13 protein-coding genes and 1 pseudogene are annotated in these 17,607 nt (G+C 37.1%); all 14 read left to right on the top strand.

Annotation, left to right across the window (positions count from 1 at the left end; genetic code table 11):
• Window positions 1-9: 9 nt before the first annotated feature.
• A complete protein-coding gene (rny, locus tag BAMA_RS02005) occupies window positions 10-1,572 on the top strand; it encodes a ribonuclease Y (protein WP_034635662.1) in 1,563 nt (520 codons plus the stop codon).
• 135 nt (window positions 1,573-1,707) lie between these two features.
• Window positions 1,708-2,502: a TIGR00282 family metallophosphoesterase gene (locus BAMA_RS02000; protein WP_034635660.1), complete on the top strand. Its 795-nt coding sequence runs from the start codon at window positions 1,708-1,710 to the stop codon at window positions 2,500-2,502.
• A gap of 149 nt (window positions 2,503-2,651) precedes the next feature.
• On the top strand, window positions 2,652-2,912 hold the full coding sequence (gene spoVS, locus BAMA_RS01995; protein WP_034635659.1) for a stage V sporulation protein SpoVS: 261 nt from the start codon (window positions 2,652-2,654) through the stop codon (window positions 2,910-2,912).
• Between the two features lie 21 nt (window positions 2,913-2,933).
• Window positions 2,934-3,896, top strand: coding sequence for a dipeptidase (locus BAMA_RS01990; RefSeq protein ID WP_200874660.1), 963 nt, complete (start codon window positions 2,934-2,936; stop codon window positions 3,894-3,896).
• Window positions 3,897-4,151: 255 nt separating this feature from the next.
• Window positions 4,152-5,909 carry a 2-oxoacid:acceptor oxidoreductase subunit alpha gene (locus tag BAMA_RS01985; protein WP_034635657.1) on the top strand — a complete coding sequence of 586 codons (1,758 nt, stop codon included), beginning with the start codon at window positions 4,152-4,154 and terminating at the stop codon, window positions 5,907-5,909.
• A complete protein-coding gene (locus BAMA_RS01980) occupies window positions 5,896-6,762 on the top strand; it encodes a 2-oxoacid:ferredoxin oxidoreductase subunit beta (protein WP_034635656.1) in 867 nt (288 codons plus the stop codon). Before BAMA_RS01985 ends, BAMA_RS01980 begins: the two co-directional genes overlap by 14 nt.
• 350 nt (window positions 6,763-7,112) lie before the next feature.
• Window positions 7,113-8,642, top strand: a complete 1,530-nt coding sequence (miaB, locus tag BAMA_RS01975; protein WP_034635654.1) for a tRNA (N6-isopentenyl adenosine(37)-C2)-methylthiotransferase MiaB — start codon at window positions 7,113-7,115, stop codon at window positions 8,640-8,642.
• A 3-nt stretch (window positions 8,643-8,645) separates the two neighbouring features.
• Window positions 8,646-9,077 carry a YlbF/YmcA family competence regulator gene (locus tag BAMA_RS01970; protein ID WP_034635652.1) on the top strand — a complete coding sequence of 144 codons (432 nt, stop codon included), beginning with the start codon at window positions 8,646-8,648 and terminating at the stop codon, window positions 9,075-9,077.
• Window positions 9,078-9,247: 170 nt separating this feature from the next.
• The gene (cotE, locus tag BAMA_RS01965) at window positions 9,248-9,790 is read left to right on the top strand and encodes an outer spore coat protein CotE (RefSeq protein ID WP_034635650.1); all 543 of its coding nucleotides are present in this window, start codon (window positions 9,248-9,250) and stop codon (window positions 9,788-9,790) included.
• Between the two features lie 468 nt (window positions 9,791-10,258).
• On the top strand, window positions 10,259-12,916 hold the full coding sequence (mutS, locus tag BAMA_RS01960) for a DNA mismatch repair protein MutS (RefSeq protein ID WP_034635649.1): 2,658 nt from the start codon (window positions 10,259-10,261) through the stop codon (window positions 12,914-12,916).
• A 4-nt stretch (window positions 12,917-12,920) separates the two neighbouring features.
• Window positions 12,921-14,876: a DNA mismatch repair endonuclease MutL gene (gene mutL, locus BAMA_RS01955; protein ID WP_034635648.1), complete on the top strand. Its 1,956-nt coding sequence runs from the start codon at window positions 12,921-12,923 to the stop codon at window positions 14,874-14,876.
• Window positions 14,877-15,028: 152 nt separating this feature from the next.
• Window positions 15,029-15,799 carry a class I SAM-dependent methyltransferase gene (locus tag BAMA_RS01950; RefSeq protein WP_034635647.1) on the top strand — a complete coding sequence of 257 codons (771 nt, stop codon included), beginning with the start codon at window positions 15,029-15,031 and terminating at the stop codon, window positions 15,797-15,799.
• Between the two features lie 133 nt (window positions 15,800-15,932).
• The gene (locus tag BAMA_RS25600) at window positions 15,933-16,211 is read left to right on the top strand and encodes a restriction endonuclease (protein WP_084157851.1); all 279 of its coding nucleotides are present in this window, start codon (window positions 15,933-15,935) and stop codon (window positions 16,209-16,211) included.
• Window positions 16,212-16,567: 356 nt separating this feature from the next.
• Window positions 16,568-17,607 (top strand): annotated as a pseudogene (locus BAMA_RS01945) (hypothetical protein); the annotation flags it as partial.

Below are 17,607 nucleotides of genomic sequence, written 5' to 3'. Positions count from 1 at the left end.
GGTGAAATCATGAGCACTATAGTTTGGGTACTCATCTCCATTTTGCTTGCAATATTCGGTGCCGTTGTTGGATTTTTTGTTCGAAAGTCCATTGCAGAAGCGAAGATTAATGGGGCAGCTAATGAAGCAAAGCGTATTCTAGAAGATGCAAACCGTGAAGCGGAAGCATTAAAGAAGGAAGCGCTTTTAGAAGCAAAGGATGAAATTCACACACTTCGTACAGGAGCGGAATTAGAAGTTCGTGAACGTAGAAGCGAACTGCAAAAACAAGAAAATCGTTTAATGCAGAAAGAAGAGAATCTCGATCGTAAAGACGAATCGCTTGATAAGCGTGAGCAAATGTTAGAAAAGAAAGAGAATTCTCTTGTGTCAAGACAACAGCAGATTGAAGAGTTGGAAAGCAAAGTTGGAGAGCTAGTACAAAAGCAGCAAGATGAGTTAGAACGCATTTCCAGCCTAACACGCGACCAAGCAAGAGCAATCATTCTAGAAAAAGTTGAAAGTGAAATTTCTCATGAAATCGCATTAATGGTGAAGGAAACTGAAGTTCGTGCGAAAGAGGAAGCGGATAAGAAAGCAAAAGATATTTTATCTTTAGCAATTCAACGATGTGCCGCTGATCATGTTGCAGAAACAACGGTTTCAGTTGTAAATCTTCCAAACGATGAAATGAAAGGACGTATTATCGGTCGTGAAGGTCGTAATATTCGTACGTTAGAAACGTTAACGGGTATTGATTTAATCATCGATGATACGCCAGAAGCTGTAATCTTATCAGGGTTTGATCCAATTCGTCGTGAAACGGCTCGGATTGCTCTTGATAAGCTTGTACAAGATGGACGTATTCACCCTGCACGTATTGAGGAAATGGTTGAGAAATCAAGACGTGAAGTGGATGAGTATATTCGTGAAGTAGGGGAGCAGACGACATTTGAAGTTGGTGTACATGGTTTACATCCAGACTTAATTAAAATTTTAGGTCGTTTGAAATTCCGTACAAGTTATGGTCAGAATGTTCTAAAGCACTCTATGGAGGTAGCTTATTTAGCAGGACTTATGGCGGCAGAACTTGGAGAAGACGAAAAGCTTGCAAGACGTGCTGGTTTATTGCATGATATCGGAAAAGCAATCGACCATGAAGTTGAAGGTAGTCACGTTGAAATTGGTGTTGAGCTTGCTACGAAATATAAAGAGCATCCTGTTGTTATTAACAGTATTGCATCTCACCATGGTGACACGGAGCCTACTTCAATTATTGCTGTTCTTGTTGCCGCAGCGGATGCGTTATCAGCTGCAAGACCGGGCGCTCGAAGTGAAACGCTTGAAAACTATATTCGACGACTTGAGAAACTGGAAGAGATTTCTGAATCCTATGAAGGTGTAGAGAAATCTTATGCAATTCAAGCGGGACGTGAAGTTCGTATTTTGGTAAAACCAGATACAATTGACGATCTCGAAGCTCATCGTCTAGCGCGTGACATTCGAAAACGTATCGAAAGTGAACTGGATTATCCAGGACATATTAAAGTTACTGTTATTCGTGAAACACGTGCAGTAGAATATGCGAAATAAAGTGGTGTAACGCCACTTTATTTTTTTGTGTTATCATTGGGTAATATAAGGACATAGTTTATGATGCTGAGATATGCAAAAACTGTGATGTCGAAAAATGAAACAATATAAGGTACATAGGAAGGGTAAGACAATATGAGAATTTTATTTGTTGGAGATGTAGTAGGATCACCTGGAAGACGTATGATCCAAGATTACGTACCAGCTTTGAAAAAGAAATATACACCAACTGTTACAATTATTAATGGAGAAAATGCAGCTGGTGGACGCGGAATTACAGAGAAAATTTATCGTAACTTTTTAGAATGTGGTGCGCAAGCTGTCACACTAGGGAACCATGCGTGGGATAATCGTGAAATTTTCGAGTTTATTGAGGATGCGAAATATTTAGCAAGACCAGCCAATTTTCCTGAAGGAACACCAGGAACGGGTCTTGTGTTTGTAAATTGTAATGGAACAGAAGTTGCAATTATTAATTTACAAGGCCGTACGTTTTTAACGCCAATTGATTGTCCGTTCCGAAAAGTGGATGAATTAATTGCCATTGCAAAAAAACGTACAAATATTATTTTTATTGATTTCCATGCTGAAACAACAAGTGAAAAGCAAGCGCTTGGTTGGTATGTAGATGGAAGAGCAACTGCAGTTGTAGGCACACATACACACGTTCCTACAGCTGATAAGCGCATTTTACCAAATGGAACAGCGTATATTACGGATGTAGGTATGACAGGTCCATACGATGGGATTTTAGGTATGGATCGTGAAGCGGTTCTGAAGAAATTCTTGACAACGATGCCTGTAAGATTTGAAGTAACAAATGGTAGAACGCAGTTAAGTGCAGTATTAATTGATGTAGATACAAGCACGGGGAAAGCGAAAAAGATTCAACAAGTTTTAATTAACGACGATCAGCCATTTTTTGAGTAAATATTTAACAAAGTCAGAAAAGAAAATATATTTTAAGTTTTTAGAAAAATTGATGAAATTTAGCAGGAATACAACCCATTACTCGTGAATATAAGTTAAAGTGAAATTAATCGCTAATACTTTTTTAAGAAACGAGGAGGAAACGAGTAATGGAAATATTAAAAGTTAAAGCAACTTCGGTCCCTAACTCTGTAGCTGGTGCACTTGCTGGGGTGATTCGCGAACGTGGATCAGCAGAAATCCAAGCAATTGGCGCAGGTGCATTGAATCAAGCCGTGAAGGCAGTAGCAATTGCAAGAGGATTTGTAGCGCCTAGTGGTGTGGACTTAATTTGTATCCCCGCTTTCACAGACATTATGATTGATGGTGAAGAACGCACAGCAATTAAATTAATTGTAGAACCTCGTTAAGTTTTGACAACCTGTTTGCATGTGCAAACAGGTTGTTTTTATACGAGAGGAGTGAAATTTGTGAAAGTTTTTGATGCGCATTGTGATGTATTGTGGCAGTTATGGCGGACAGAAGGAAAAAGAAGCTTTGAAAATGACGAAGATTTACATATTTCATTTGAGCAGTTGCAGAAAAAGAAAGGTAGTATTCAATGCTTTGCGATATATGTTCCAGAAGGAGTACTATACTCACAGCGTTTTGAAGCGGCGCTAGAAATGGCCAACATCTTTCATGAACAAGTTTTAAGGTTACCTCATATGAAATGGATTCAAACGAAAGAAGATGTTCATAACTTAACGAATGAGGAAATCGGGGCTATTTTAACATTAGAGGGATGTGAAGCAGTTGGTAAAGAAATTTCTAAATTGCACACATTGTATAACTTAGGTGTTCGCTCGGTAGGGCTAACATGGAACTATGCAAATTTAGTAGCTGATGGAGCTTTAGAAACGAGAGGGGCAGGGTTATCTCTTTTTGGTAAGGAAGTTGTGTCATCACTTAATCATCACCGAATGTGGACAGATGTATCTCACTTGTCAGAAAAGGGATTTTGGGATGTGATGGAAATAGGGGAATATCCAATTGCATCACATTCGAATTGTTATCATCTATGTCAGCACCCGCGAAATTTGAAGGATGAGCAAATAAAAGCACTTATTAAAAAAGATGGTATGATAGGTGTAACGTTTGTTCCCGGATTTTTAACAGAAAAACAGGTAGCATCCATTGATGATATACTACGTCATGTGGAACACATTTGTATGCTTGGCGGTGAAAAAAACGTTGGATTTGGGTCTGATTTTGATGGTATTGTAACGATGGTTAAAAATATAAAAAAATATGAAGACTATAACCGTATAATAGAGGTTTTATTAAAGTATTATACAGAGGCACAAGTAAAAAATTTTACATACAATAATTTCATCAATCACATACTTTTTTAAACATTTTTTATGCATATTTCAAAGTAAAGCGGTTTCAAAACAAGGAATTTGAAAATATATGACGAAATTCGCTTAAAATGTTGATTTTTTTGTAGAGTGCGTCTAGAATTGAAAGGAAATTAAGAATATATAAAATATTCTAGTTAATCTGAAAAGGTATAATTCGCGTCCATTGTAGTTTCTTTTCTGAAAAAGTGCTAAACTATTACTGTAAAAAAATACACTACAATGAATGCAGCCAAAGGGGTGTAGGAGATGATTAGTCAACTTTCATGGAAAGTTGGAGGCCAACAAGGTGAAGGAATTGAAAGTACAGGAGAAATCTTCTGTATTGCATTAAACCGATTAGGATACTATTTATATGGCTATCGCCATTTTTCATCACGTATTAAAGGTGGCCATACCAATAATAAAATTCGTGTGAGCACGACAGAAGTACGTGCAGTATCGGATGATTTAGATATTTTAATTGCATTTGATCAAGAAACAATTGATTTTAACTTCCACGAATTGCGTTCTGGCGGCATTGTTGTTGCTGATGCAAAGTTTAATCCAACCATTCCAGAAGGAACAAATGTAACACTTTATGCAATTCCATTTACAGAGATTGCTTCTGAGTTAGGTACATCCTTAATGAAAAACATGGTTGCTGTTGGGGCATCTAGTGCAGTTTTAGGCTTAGATGAGAATGTTTATCTAGAAGTTGTAAATGAAATTTTCGGCCGCAAAGGTGAACAAATTGTTGAAAAGAACATGGAAGCAATTAAGCGCGGCTCTCAATATATGAAGGAACTACTTGGTGAGAACGTAAACATGATGCAGCTTGAAAAAGCAGATGGACAGAAACGTATGTTTATGATCGGAAACGATGCGATTGCTTTTGGTGCAGTAGCTGGTGGTTGCCGTTTTATGAGTGCGTATCCGATTACACCGGCATCTGAAATTATGGAGTATTTAATTAAAAAACTTCCGAAAGTCGGTGGAACAGTTATCCAAACGGAAGATGAAATCGCTGCTTGTACGATGGCGATTGGTGCAAACTATGCGGGAGTTCGTACATTAACAGCTTCAGCCGGTCCGGGTCTTTCTCTTATGATGGAGGCAATTGGCTTAGCTGGTATGACAGAAATTCCACTTGTCATTGTTGACACGCAGCGTGGTGGACCAAGTACAGGTTTACCAACAAAGCAAGAGCAATCAGATTTACTAGCTATGATTTACGGTACGCATGGCGAAATTCCGAAAATTGTAATGGCGCCAAGTACGGTAGAAGAAGCGTTTTATGATGCGATAGAAGCATTTAATTTAGCTGAAGAATATCAAGTTCCAGTTATTTTATTAACAGACTTACAGCTTTCATTAGGAAAACAAACGGTAGAACCATTGAAATTAGATAAAGTAGAAATTCGCCGTGGTAAGCTTGATTTACAAGCTGAATTACCAGAACAAGAAAATAAGGCATACTTTAAGCGTTATGAAGTAACGGAAGATGGTATATCGCCTCGTATTCTACCTGGTACAAAAAATGGTATCCATCATGTGACAGGTGTTGAGCACGATGAGACAGGAAAACCATCTGAATCGGCATTAAATCGTAAGCAGCAAATGGATAAGCGTTTCCGTAAGATGGAAAACTTAAAATTCAATACCCCTATTTATAAAAATGCCAAGCATGATGAGGCGGATGTCTTGTTAGTAGGGTTTAACTCGACGCGTGGTGCAATAGAGGAAGCGATGGGCCGCTTAGAGCAAGATGGATTAAAGGTAAACCATGCTCACATACGTTTAATTCATCCGTTCCCAACAAATGAGTTGTTGCCACTTGTGCAACATGCAAAGCGTGTTGTAGTTGTTGAGAACAATGCGACAGGGCAGCTTGCTAATATTATGAAAATGAATCTTGGCAGTGGTGAGAAAATTTCTAGCCTATTGAAATACGATGGAAATCCGTTCTTACCGAAAGAAATTTACAACGAATGTAAAGAAGGGGTTGTTTTAAATGGCAACATTTAAGGATTTTCGCAATAGCGTAAAGCCAAACTGGTGTCCAGGTTGCGGTGACTTTTCAGTACAAGCAGCAATTCAGCGTGCTGCTGCAAACGTCGGTTTACAACCTGAAGAGTTAGCTGTAATTTCCGGTATTGGATGTTCGGGTCGTATTTCAGGTTATATTAATTCTTACGGTGTGCATAGTATTCACGGGCGTGCTCTTCCGATTGCACAAGGTGTAAAAATGGCAAACCGTGATTTAACTGTTATCGCTTCTGGTGGAGATGGTGACGGTTTTGCGATTGGTATGGGGCATACAATTCATTCCATTCGTCGTAATATTGACGTTACGTACATCGTTATGGATAACCAAATTTATGGGTTAACAAAAGGGCAAACGTCACCGCGTAGTGAAGCGGGCTTTAAAACGAAAAGTACACCGCAAGGTTCTATTGAACCAGCGTTATCTGTTATGGAAATGGCGTTAACAGCAGGTGCGACATTTGTGGCACAAAGCTTCTCAAGTGATTTGAAAGAACTAACACAACTCATTGAGGCTGGAATTAAACATAAAGGATTCTCGCTTATTAACGTATTCAGTCCATGTGTTACTTATAATAAAGTAAATACGTATGATTGGTTTAAAGAGAATTTAACGAAGCTAAGTGAAGTAGAAGAATATGATGCATCAAATCGTATGATGGCGATGCAAACATTAATGGAGAATAAAGGCTTAGTAACAGGCCTTATTTATCAAAATACAGAACAACCATCTTATCAAGAGCTTGTAAGTGGTTATAGTGAGAAACCATTAACTCACGCAAATCTGCAAATGGATCAAAAAATGTTTGACGATCTCGTTGCAGAATTTATGTAACAAAAAAGGTTACCGGAATATCGGTAACCTTTTTTGTTGGAATTAAGAAACATGCAACATAGATAGAAATAGATCATGTTTGTAAAAAGAAAACAAAGGGTAGATTCCTATTGTTATCTTTACTTAGAAAATTCTGAATGATAAAATAATATATAAGAGTTATATCATATAAGAGCTCTTTTTTATCCCCCGTTCAAAAGAGAATCGTTCATGAATATTGTTTAATTAGAGTAAACACTTTATACTATAGTAATGTGTATAGGAGTGAAGCGATATGCTTCTCACAAGGAAAAAAGGTAAATAAAAAAGGTGAAATACTGTGTGTATGCAAGGTTGAAAGGAGATTATTCATGAACGAAGAGCAACGATTAGCAGGTCAACAAACAGCTTCTACAAAAGTGAAGGAAGCGAAAGATTACAGCCAATACTTTGAGCGTGTATATCAGCCACCGTCTTTAAAAGATGCAAAAAAGCGTGGAAAAGAAGAAATTAAGATTGAACGCGACTTCGGTTTGCCAGAAGAATTTCGTAACTTTGGAGAAAGAAGGAAATTCTATATTCGTACGTATGGATGTCAAATGAATGAGCATGATACAGAAGTAATGGCAGGTATTTTTACAACGCTTGGATATGAAGCAACGTTTACAGTAGAGGACGCAGATGTTGTATTATTAAACACATGTGCCATCCGTGAAAATGCAGAAAATAAAGTGTTTGGAGAGATTGGCCATTTAAAAGCGCTTAAGAGGAAGAACCCAGATCTTTTAATTGGCGTATGTGGTTGTATGTCTCAAGAAGAGTCTGTTGTAAATAAAATTATGCAAAAATATCAATATGTAGACATGGTGTTTGGTACGCACAACATTCACCGTCTGCCATATATTTTAAAAGATGCAATGTTTGCGAAAGAAACAGTTGTTGAAGTATGGTCAAAAGAAGGTGACGTAATTGAGAACCTCCCGCGAGTACGCCGCGGCGATATTAAAGCGTGGGTAAATATTATGTACGGGTGCGATAAGTTTTGTACGTATTGTATTGTACCGTATACACGTGGAAAAGAGCGTAGCCGTAGACCAGAAGATATTATTCAGGAAGTGCGCCACTTAGCAGCAAATGGTTACAAGGAGATTACTCTTCTTGGACAAAATGTAAATGCATATGGGAAAGACTTTGAAGATATGGCGTATGGACTAGGTGATTTAATGGATGAACTTCGTAAAATCGATGTAGCTCGTATTCGCTTTACGACGAGTCATCCGCGTGATTTTGATGATCGTTTAATTGAAGTACTTGCAAAAGGCGGGAACTTAGTAGAACATATACATTTACCAGTCCAATCTGGTAGCTCAGAAGTTTTGAAAATTATGGCTCGTAAATATTCACGTGAACATTACTTAGAGCTTGTAAGAAAAATTAAAGTGGCAATTCCAAACGCAATGTTTACGACAGACATTATCGTTGGTTTCCCAAATGAAACAGATGAACAATTTGAGGAAACGTTATCGTTATACCGCGAAGTTGGTTTTGATACTGCTTATACGTTTATTTATTCACCGCGCGAAGGTACACCGGCTGCGAAGATGAAGGATAATGTTCCGATGGAAGTGAAGAAGGAGCGTTTGCAGCGTTTAAATGCAATTGTAAATGAGCTTGCTGCAAAGAAAAACAAAGCGTATGAAGGACAAGTTGTTGAAGTGCTTGTAGATGGAGAAAGTAAAAATAATCCTGAAGTACTTGCAGGATATACACGTACAAATAAACTTGTAAACTTCAAGGGGCCGGAATCTGTAATTGGTAAGCTTGTGAAAATAAGAGTGATGGAAGCAAAAACTTGGTCTCTGAACGGGGAATTGGTTGAGGAGCCAATCGAGGTGAAATAATAGATGACAACTTTTACAAAAGATGAAATTGTTGAACGTGCTAAAGAACTAGCAAAAATGATTTCAGAAACAGAAGAAGTCGATTTCTTTAAACGTGCTGAAGCACAAATTCATAAAAATGATAATGTGAAGCGCACAATTGAAGAAATTAAAGCTTTGCAAAAACAAGCTGTAAATTTACAACATTACGGTAAATGGGAAGCATTAAAAAAAGTAGAAGCTGAAATTGATGGATTGCAAGATAAGTTAGATGGAATTCCCGTTGTTCAGCAATTTAAGTCTTCTCAAGTTTATGTGAATGATTTATTGCAGCTTGTCGCAAGTACCATTTCTAATACAGTAACGGATGAGGTATTACTCTCAACTGGTGGCGATGTATTAAAAGGGAAAACAGGTGCTGAGTTAGAAAATAATAAAGGAACATGTGGTTTTTAAGAGAGGTGTCTATATGGCATCTCTTTTTTTAGTTATGTACATTATAGTTATTCCTCATAAGTACATGTTTCATGTAATCATAAAGCTCCCTTTGTCAAAAAAAGAATGGCACATTCCGCACTTATCACGCATATGATTAAATGAATATTGTTTGAGGAGGTTTTTTGTATATGTCTGAGTTTAGAGAGATTATTACAAAAGCGGTAGTCGGCAAAGGGCGTCAATATATGAAAACGACTCATAATTGTGCACCAAATCATAATCCAACGAGTATTCTAGGGTGCTGGGTCATTAATCATTCATATGAAGCGAGAAAGAACGGCAAATTTGTAACGGTTGACGGTTATTATGACATTAATACATGGTATTCATTTGATGACAACACGAAAACAGAAGTTGTCACAGAACGTGTTAATTATTCTGATAATGTGAAGGTTGGATATCGTGATAAAAACTTTTCTGGAGAAGATTTGGAAATTATTGCACGTGTAGTTCAACATCCAAACTGTTTAGAAGCGGCAATTTCCCCAAGCGGAACAGACTTAGTTGTAACAGTAGAACGTGAATTTTTAACAGAGGTTGTTGGAGAGACAAAAATTTGTGTAAATGTGAATCCAGATGGCTGCGAAGAAGATGATAGCACATTTGAAGTAGATGATGATGAGTTTGAAGAGTTAGACCCTCATTTTATTGTTGATATAGAGGAGGAGTAAGTGTAAGCTAGGGAGAATTTCTTCCTAGCTTTTTTTTATGCATGATGTAGCTTCTATGTTATGGAAGTAAATGAAGCGTTTATCCCGCTATTTGCGGGATGTAAGACTCCCACCTCAAAACTTAGGAGATTTAAAGGAGTTTAGGTGGAGATAAACAGCCTGAATCTAGCTACGACTCCTAAGCACTCGAGCCACAAGCTAATCCTTTCTGTGGCAAACTTCGCCACGCCAAGGCTTATCTTGTGCTTTTCGTACTTGAACAGTCGTCTTCGCTTTTGAATGTAAAAGCCCGATTGGTCGGGCTAACAATCAGTGGGGATGGAGAAAACCCCCACTGATTGAAGTTTCACTTTATCTACAATAGACCTATTATCCTTCTCTCAATTTGTATGTCTACACAAATCGTTCGTGTTATAATTATGATATAATATATATTTAATGAATAAGGGAAGTAGGTTAGAGATACCAATGGCACAGTACACGCCGATGATCCAACAATATTTAAAAATCAAGGCAGATTATGAAGATGCCTTTTTATTTTTCCGTTTAGGTGACTTTTATGAAATGTTCTTTGAGGATGCAGTAAAAGCAGCTCATGAACTTGAAATTACATTAACGAGCCGAGAGGGAGGCAGCAGTGATCGTATCCCGATGTGTGGTGTTCCGTATCATGCTGCAAAAAACTATATTGAGCAGCTTGTTGAAAAAGGATATAAAGTAGCAGTTTGTGAACAAGTAGAAGACCCAAAAGCCACAAAAGGTGTTGTACGCCGCGAAGTTGTACAATTAATCACGCCAGGTACGATGATGGAAGGGCGTAATATTGATGAAAAAGAAAATAACTTTCTTGCAGCGTTAACACATTTTGAAGATGGCTCATATGCATTAGCTTGTAATGATTTAACGACAGGGCAAAATACAGTTACCCTTTTAACAGGCTCTTTGGAAGATGTTTTATTAGAAGTGCATGCAACGGGGGCGAAAGAAATTGTTGTTGCATCTAATTTTTCAAAAGAAGAGCTAAAGAAGCTAACAGAAACGTTAAAAATGACAGTTTCCTATGAAGATGAAACGAGCATGCCGGAAGGGTTGAATCATCTTGTCAAAAATGTAGCGCAAACGAAATTGATTACAGCGGTAGGGCGTTTATTCCACTATGTACTTCGTACACAAAAGCGCTCGCTAGATCATTTACAACCAGTTGAAATTTACTATACAAATCAATTTATGAAAATTGATGTGCATTCAAAACGCAATCTAGAACTTACAGAAACAATTCGTACGAAAGAAAAAAACGGCTCACTTTTATGGCTGTTAGACAAAACGAAAACAGCAATGGGCGGTCGTATGTTAAAACAATGGATGGAACGTCCACTTGTGACGAAAGAAAAAGTAGAAGAACGTTTACAGATGGTTGAAACGTTTGTGAATGATTATTTCTTACGTGAAGATTTAAAAGAAAAGTTAAAAGAAGTATATGACTTAGAGCGCTTAGCAGGAAAAGTTGCATACGGAAATGTGAACGCGAGAGATTTGCAGCAATTAAAACGATCGTTACTACAAATTCCTGACATTTTAAATATGGTAAATCGTATTGATAATGAGTATGCCGCGAAGCTAATTCAAGACGTTGACCCATGTGAAAGTTTAGCCGCTTTACTTGAACGTAGCATTCAAGAAAACCCGCCGCTGTCTATTAAAGATGGTGACATTATTAAAGATGGATACAATGAAAAGTTAGACCAGTATCGTTACGTAAGTAAAAACGGGAAAACATGGATTGCGGAACTTGAAAAACGTGAGCGTGACATTACAGGCATTAAATCGCTTAAAATCGGTTATAACCGTATTTTTGGTTACTATATTGAAGTGACAAAGGCAAACTTAGCGGCGCTTCCAGAAGGTCGTTATGAGAGGAAACAAACGCTTGCAAATGCGGAACGTTTTATTACAGATGAATTAAAAGAAAAAGAAACAATGATTTTAGAAGCAGAAGAAAAAATTGTACAACTTGAGTATGATTTATTTACGATGCTTCGTGAAGAAGTGAAAGTCTATATTCCAAAGCTTCAGCAATTAGCAAAAGTAATTAGTGAACTCGATGTATTGCAAAGCTTTGCAACAGTAAGTGAAGAAGAGCAGTTTGTGAAACCGATGTTAACAGATAAGCGTGAAATCTTTATTAAAGATGGTCGTCATCCTGTTGTCGAAAAAGTGTTAGAAGGAAAGCTATACGTACCTAATGATTGCGTCATGCCAGAGAAAATGGACGTCTTTTTAATTACTGGTCCAAACATGTCCGGTAAGAGTACGTATATGCGTCAGCTTGCATTAATTAGTGTCATGTCGCAAATTGGTTGCTTTGTACCAGCAACAGAAGCAGTACTTCCTGTATTTGATCAAGTGTTCACACGTATTGGGGCTGCTGATGATTTAATCTCTGGTCAAAGTACATTTATGGTTGAAATGTTAGAAGCGAAAAATGCAATTGCGAATGCATCAGAAAGAAGCTTAATTTTATTTGATGAAATTGGGCGCGGGACGTCAACGTATGATGGTATGGCGCTTGCACAAGCAATCATTGAACATATTCACGATCATATTGGAGCGAAAACACTATTTTCTACGCACTATCATGAATTAACAGTGCTTGAGGATAGTTTAGAGCAGCTAAAAAATGTACACGTATCAGCAATTGAAGAAAATGGGAAAGTAGTCTTCCTTCATAAAATTCAAGAAGGGGCTGCTGATAAAAGTTATGGTATTCACGTTGCTGAATTAGCAGAGCTTCCGGAAAGCTTAATTTCACGTGCGAAAGAAGTATTAGCACAGCTAGAAGGGCAAGAAGAGGTTGTCATTCCGAAGCGGATAGAACGTGTGGTTTCAGAGCCAGTGCAGCAGCAAGACGTCGTGAAAGAGGAACCGTCAGTTGTTTCAAAAGATGAGGAAGCGCAGCTATCATTCTTTACTACAGAAGAACCGAAGAAAAAAGAAGAAAAGGCAGCGCTAGATTCAAAAGAAAAAGAAGTACTTGGGAAAATTAAAAAAATTGATTTACTTGATATGACACCATTAGAAGCGTTAAATGAACTGTATCGTTTACAGAAACAGTTAAAGAAAGGATGAGTAGATGGGGAAAATTCGCAAACTCGATGATCAACTCTCTAACTTAATTGCAGCAGGAGAGGTTGTTGAACGTCCCGCATCCGTTGTAAAAGAACTTGTTGAAAATTCCATCGATGCGAATAGTACATCTATTGAAATTCATTTAGAAGAAGCTGGACTTTCAAAAATTCGCATTATTGATAATGGAGATGGAATTGCTGAAGATGATTGTATCGTTGCTTTTGAGCGTCATGCAACGAGTAAAATTAAAGATGAGAATGATTTATTTAGGATTCGTACGCTCGGTTTCCGCGGTGAGGCACTGCCGAGTATCTCATCTGTTAGTGAGTTAGAGCTTATTACAAGTACAGGTGATGCTCCCGGAACACATATTGTCATTAAAGGCGGCGACATTATAAAGAAAGAAAAAACAGCGAGCCGTAAAGGGACAGACATCACGGTGCAAAACTTGTTCTTTAACACACCAGCCCGCTTAAAATATATGAAGACAGTTCATACAGAGCTTGGAAATATTACAGACATTGTATATCGTATTGCGATGTCACATCCAGAAGTGGCAATTCGTTTGTTCCATAATGGAAAAAAACTTCTTCATACGTCTGGTAATGGTGACGTAAGACAAGTGCTTGCGGCTATTTACGGTATGCAAGTTGCGAAAAAATTAATTCCGATTGAAGCAGAGTCGTTAGATTTTACGATAAAAGGATATGTGACATTACCTGAAGTGACGAGAGCTTCTCGCAATTACATGTCAACGATTGTAAATGGTCGTTATGTTCGCAACTACGTTTTAATGAAAGCTGTACAAGCAGGCTATCATACGTTACTTCCGATAGGACGCTATCCAATTGGTTTTTTATCAATTGAAATGGATCCGATGCTTGTTGACGTGAACGTTCACCCAGCGAAATTAGAGGTTCGTTTTAGTAAAGAACAAGAACTGTTGCAGCTCATTGAACAAACGTTGCAAGAAGCATTCCGTAAAGTGCAGCTCATCCCGGATGCAGCTGTAGCAACAAAGAAAAAAGAACAAGATGCAAGTGTACAAGAACAGTTTCAGTTTGAACATACGAAGAAGCAAGAATCATCGTTGCCAGAGATTATTCTTCCGACAGGTATGATGGAGATGAAAGATGAGAAGTCAAAAACGGAAGTTCCTGTTTGGACTGAGCCAAAACAAGAGTGGAAGGCGCCAGTTGTAAAGGAAGAACGGACGTGGACACCGCCTCAACCTGTGAAGGAAGAACAAGCATGGCTGCCACCACAGTCTGTAAAAGAAGAAGGAACATATGATGATGTAGCTATAGACGAAGAAGAGTATGAGCTAGAAGAGATGGAAGAAACGGAAGTAATCGAACAAGTTGAAATGAACGGCAACGATTTACCACCGTTATATCCAATTGGTCAAATGCATGGCACATATATTTTAGCGCAAAATGATAAAGGACTTTATTTAATAGACCAACATGCTGCGCAGGAACGGATTAACTACGAATATTTCCGTGAAAAAGTAGGAAGAGTCGCAAATGAAGTACAAGAATTGCTTGTTCCGTACCGCATTGATCTTTCCTTAAACGAATATTTGCGAGTAGAAGAACAAATTGAAGAGCTGAAAAAAGTAGGCTTATTCCTTGAATCATTCGGTCACCAGTCGTTCATTATTCGTTCTCACCCAGCATGGTTCCCAAAAGGACAAGAATTAGAAATCATTGAAGAAATGATTCAGCAAGTGTTAAAACTAAAAAAGGTCGACATAAAAAAACTACGAGAAGAAGCAGCAATTATGATGAGCTGTAAAGCATCTATTAAAGCAAATCAATATTTAACACACGAACAAATCTTTGCTCTTCTTGAAGAATTACGCACAACAACAAATCCGTATACGTGTCCGCACGGAAGGCCGATACTAGTTCATCATTCGACTTATGAATTGGAGAAGATGTTTAAGCGAGTGATGTGAATGCTATTGTTTAAAGGGGAACATCTTAAGAAGTTCAGAGGAATATTTTAAATCGTTCATTGGAATGGATCCTTTATTATATAGGATTCATTCTTTTTTAGCTTTATCTTTATAATGATAACAAAAAATGATTACTTAAGGATGGCGGTTATTTGAAAACAAAAGCTAAATATCAAACATGGATTCGAATTTACAAACTCGTTATTTTTTTAGTTATTTCATTTATTCTTCTTTTGGTAGCATTATTACCTGTTCATGTATATTTAAGAGTGCTGTCAGGAATCTCAGCAGTGCCTTTTCTTTATATAACATTTATACTTTTTTACTCCGTTTATCAATTTGCACCATTTGGAGGGGATTATCAGTCTAAAATACATAATTTAATTGTTGCTAAAGTGAATTGGGATGGAAAAGGAAAAGTATTAGATATAGGGACAGGGAGTGGTTCATTAATTATTAAATTAGCAGGTGCTTTCCCGAAGTCTTTTTTAACAGGAATTGATTATTGGGGAGAGAATTGGGAATATTCGAAAGCGCAGTGTCAGCGGAATGCTGAAATAGAAGGAGTTTCTGATAGGGTTGATTTTCTGAAAGCAAGTGCTGCAGAACTTCCTTTTCATGATAGTGAATTTGATGTAGTTGTAAGTTGTTTAACATTTCATGAAGTAAAAGATAAAAGAAATAAAATTGAAGTAATGACAGAGGCATTAAGGGTTCTAAAACCTGGTGGTACATTTGTCTTCTTAGATTTGTTTATGGATGAGAAAGTATTTGGGGATGAAAAAGAGTTCTTACGTGCTTTAAAGAAACATGGTGTATGTGAATTGAAGAGCAATGAGCTTGCTAAAGAAATAAAATTACCAAAGTTATTATTGAACAAGAAAGTATTAGGAAATGCAATGATTTTGAGTGGAAGGAAATAAGTGTGTGTGAATTGATTTGTGAAGTTAGTATCGGAATTTCTATTGTATAAACAATAGGTTATTAAATGTAAAGGTAATTGTTGATTTTAAATAAAGTCACGATTTTTATAAAAAGATGTGATCAAAATATTGGATTTCAGGAGATTATGGTATTGATGTTATTGCTAGAAGAAAAGGGTTAACTATTGGAATACAGGCAAAGAGATATAGTGATAAAGTTCCAAATAAGGCTGTACAAGAAGTAATTGCTGGTATCGCTTATTATAAATTAGACCAAGGTTTGGTTATCACAAATAACTATTTTACTAAACAAGCGCAAAACCAGGCGAAGGGTACCAATGTATTGTTATGGGACCGTGATATGCTACAGCAAAAGTTACATGAAATGTATGGAAATATAGAGAATTACTGATAAAAAACTCCCCGGATCATTAAACTGATACGGGGAGTTTTTTATTTGAATTATCATTGGTGTAGATTTGAAATAAGGTTGTACTGTTTTGAAGAAAGTAATACCGTTTGCAAAAAAAAGTTACATTGTTTTATTCCTTTTTAATTAAAGAGTTCTAAGTTAGTTTAAATCAATCTTTTTTCAAAATGGATTCCTTTTGTTTCTTATCAAATAAGGGTTTGTAAACCATTTCTGATTAAACTTTTTTCCAAACTAATAGTAATTTTTATCAATTTATTTCGTAAAGTAATACATAATAAATTCAGAATTTTGGTGCAATGTTTTTTGTAGAATATGTTAGGAGGGAGATAGAAAGAATGGATGTCCGTTATAAGCCAGAAGAGTGGAAAGAAATGAAAGAAGGCATCGATAAGGTAACAAAAGAGGCAATTCCGAAATTAAAAGATATGAATGATATGTTAAAAGAAATTGAGGCAACAATTAAAGAACTTGATTCAGATCGTAGTATTCACTTTGAACCACGTAACAAGGATAAGGAATTAAATGAGTTACTTGATGATTATACAGAGTTAGGTAACTACTGTACAAACGTAGGTGAAGTAGAAAAAAGACACTTTGATAAACCTTTCTTAGAAGACATTGATAAATTTGCTGGGAAAATACGCGATTTATCATTGAAAAACTACAAAACAGAAAACCGCATCGGTTCCACAACAACGACAACCACACCAGCCGCACACCGCTCTGGACAAGTACAAACAACTACCACAAAAAAAGATGAAATTACAGTAGAAGATATATTTAAAGATTCTGTTGCTTTTGATGAAGTTCTTCAGGCACAGTACAAAGAAATTAAAATGCAAAATCCAGATTTAGAGCTGAATTATGAAAAATACCGAGAATTGGCACCATCCATGCGAGGATTCGAGTATGAAACGATTGCAGAGGGCCAACAAAAGCTAGAGTTTTGGCGTGACCTTGCAATTGCAGGAGCATTAATCATTTTAACAATCACAGTTCCACCTCTTGGAATTGCGGCTTCTGTCGCTTTTGGCGGATTAGAATTAAAAAGTGCAATAGAAGGGAAAGACTGGGGTACTGGTCGTGAATTAAACACAACAGAACGGGTAGGAAGAGGTGCATTTGGTGCGCTAGACATGATTCCACTTGTAGGACCAGCTGCAAAATCCTTCCGTGCAATGGATAGCTTTATATCTATGTCAAGGCTTTCAAAAGTACAAGGTGGAGGAGTAAAATTCAATCCAAGTAAGGTAGAAAATGTGGTACAATCAATGCGTAATAGTAAAAACTATTTATTTGGAAAATTGAGACTGAGAACTTTAGAAGCTGAAAAATACGGTAACAATAAAATGTATGATACCGTTGAAAAGATTGC

The organism is Bacillus manliponensis, from assembly GCF_000712595.1.
Taxonomy (GTDB): domain Bacteria; phylum Bacillota; class Bacilli; order Bacillales; family Bacillaceae_G; genus Bacillus_A; species Bacillus_A manliponensis.
Note: the sequence above shows the minus strand (reverse complement) of the source record. Positions and strands in the feature narration are given on the sequence as shown.

Bases quoted from the DNA above. Each gene is read 5' to 3' on its own strand.
- rny (WP_034635662.1), top strand. From the start codon at position 10: ATGAGCACTATAGTTTGGGTACTCATCTCCATTTTGCTTGCAATATTC.
- BAMA_RS02000 (WP_034635660.1), top strand. From the start codon at position 1,708: ATGAGAATTTTATTTGTTGGAGATGTAGTAGGATCACCTGGAAGACGT.
- spoVS (WP_034635659.1), top strand. From the start codon at position 2,652: ATGGAAATATTAAAAGTTAAAGCAACTTCGGTCCCTAACTCTGTAGCT.
- BAMA_RS01985 (WP_034635657.1), top strand. From the start codon at position 4,152: ATGATTAGTCAACTTTCATGGAAAGTTGGAGGCCAACAAGGTGAAGGA.
- BAMA_RS01980 (WP_034635656.1), top strand. From the start codon at position 5,896: ATGGCAACATTTAAGGATTTTCGCAATAGCGTAAAGCCAAACTGGTGT.
- miaB (WP_034635654.1), top strand. From the start codon at position 7,113: ATGAACGAAGAGCAACGATTAGCAGGTCAACAAACAGCTTCTACAAAA.
- BAMA_RS01970 (WP_034635652.1), top strand. From the start codon at position 8,646: ATGACAACTTTTACAAAAGATGAAATTGTTGAACGTGCTAAAGAACTA.
- cotE (WP_034635650.1), top strand. From the start codon at position 9,248: ATGTCTGAGTTTAGAGAGATTATTACAAAAGCGGTAGTCGGCAAAGGG.
- mutS (WP_034635649.1), top strand. From the start codon at position 10,259: ATGGCACAGTACACGCCGATGATCCAACAATATTTAAAAATCAAGGCA.
- mutL (WP_034635648.1), top strand. From the start codon at position 12,921: ATGGGGAAAATTCGCAAACTCGATGATCAACTCTCTAACTTAATTGCA.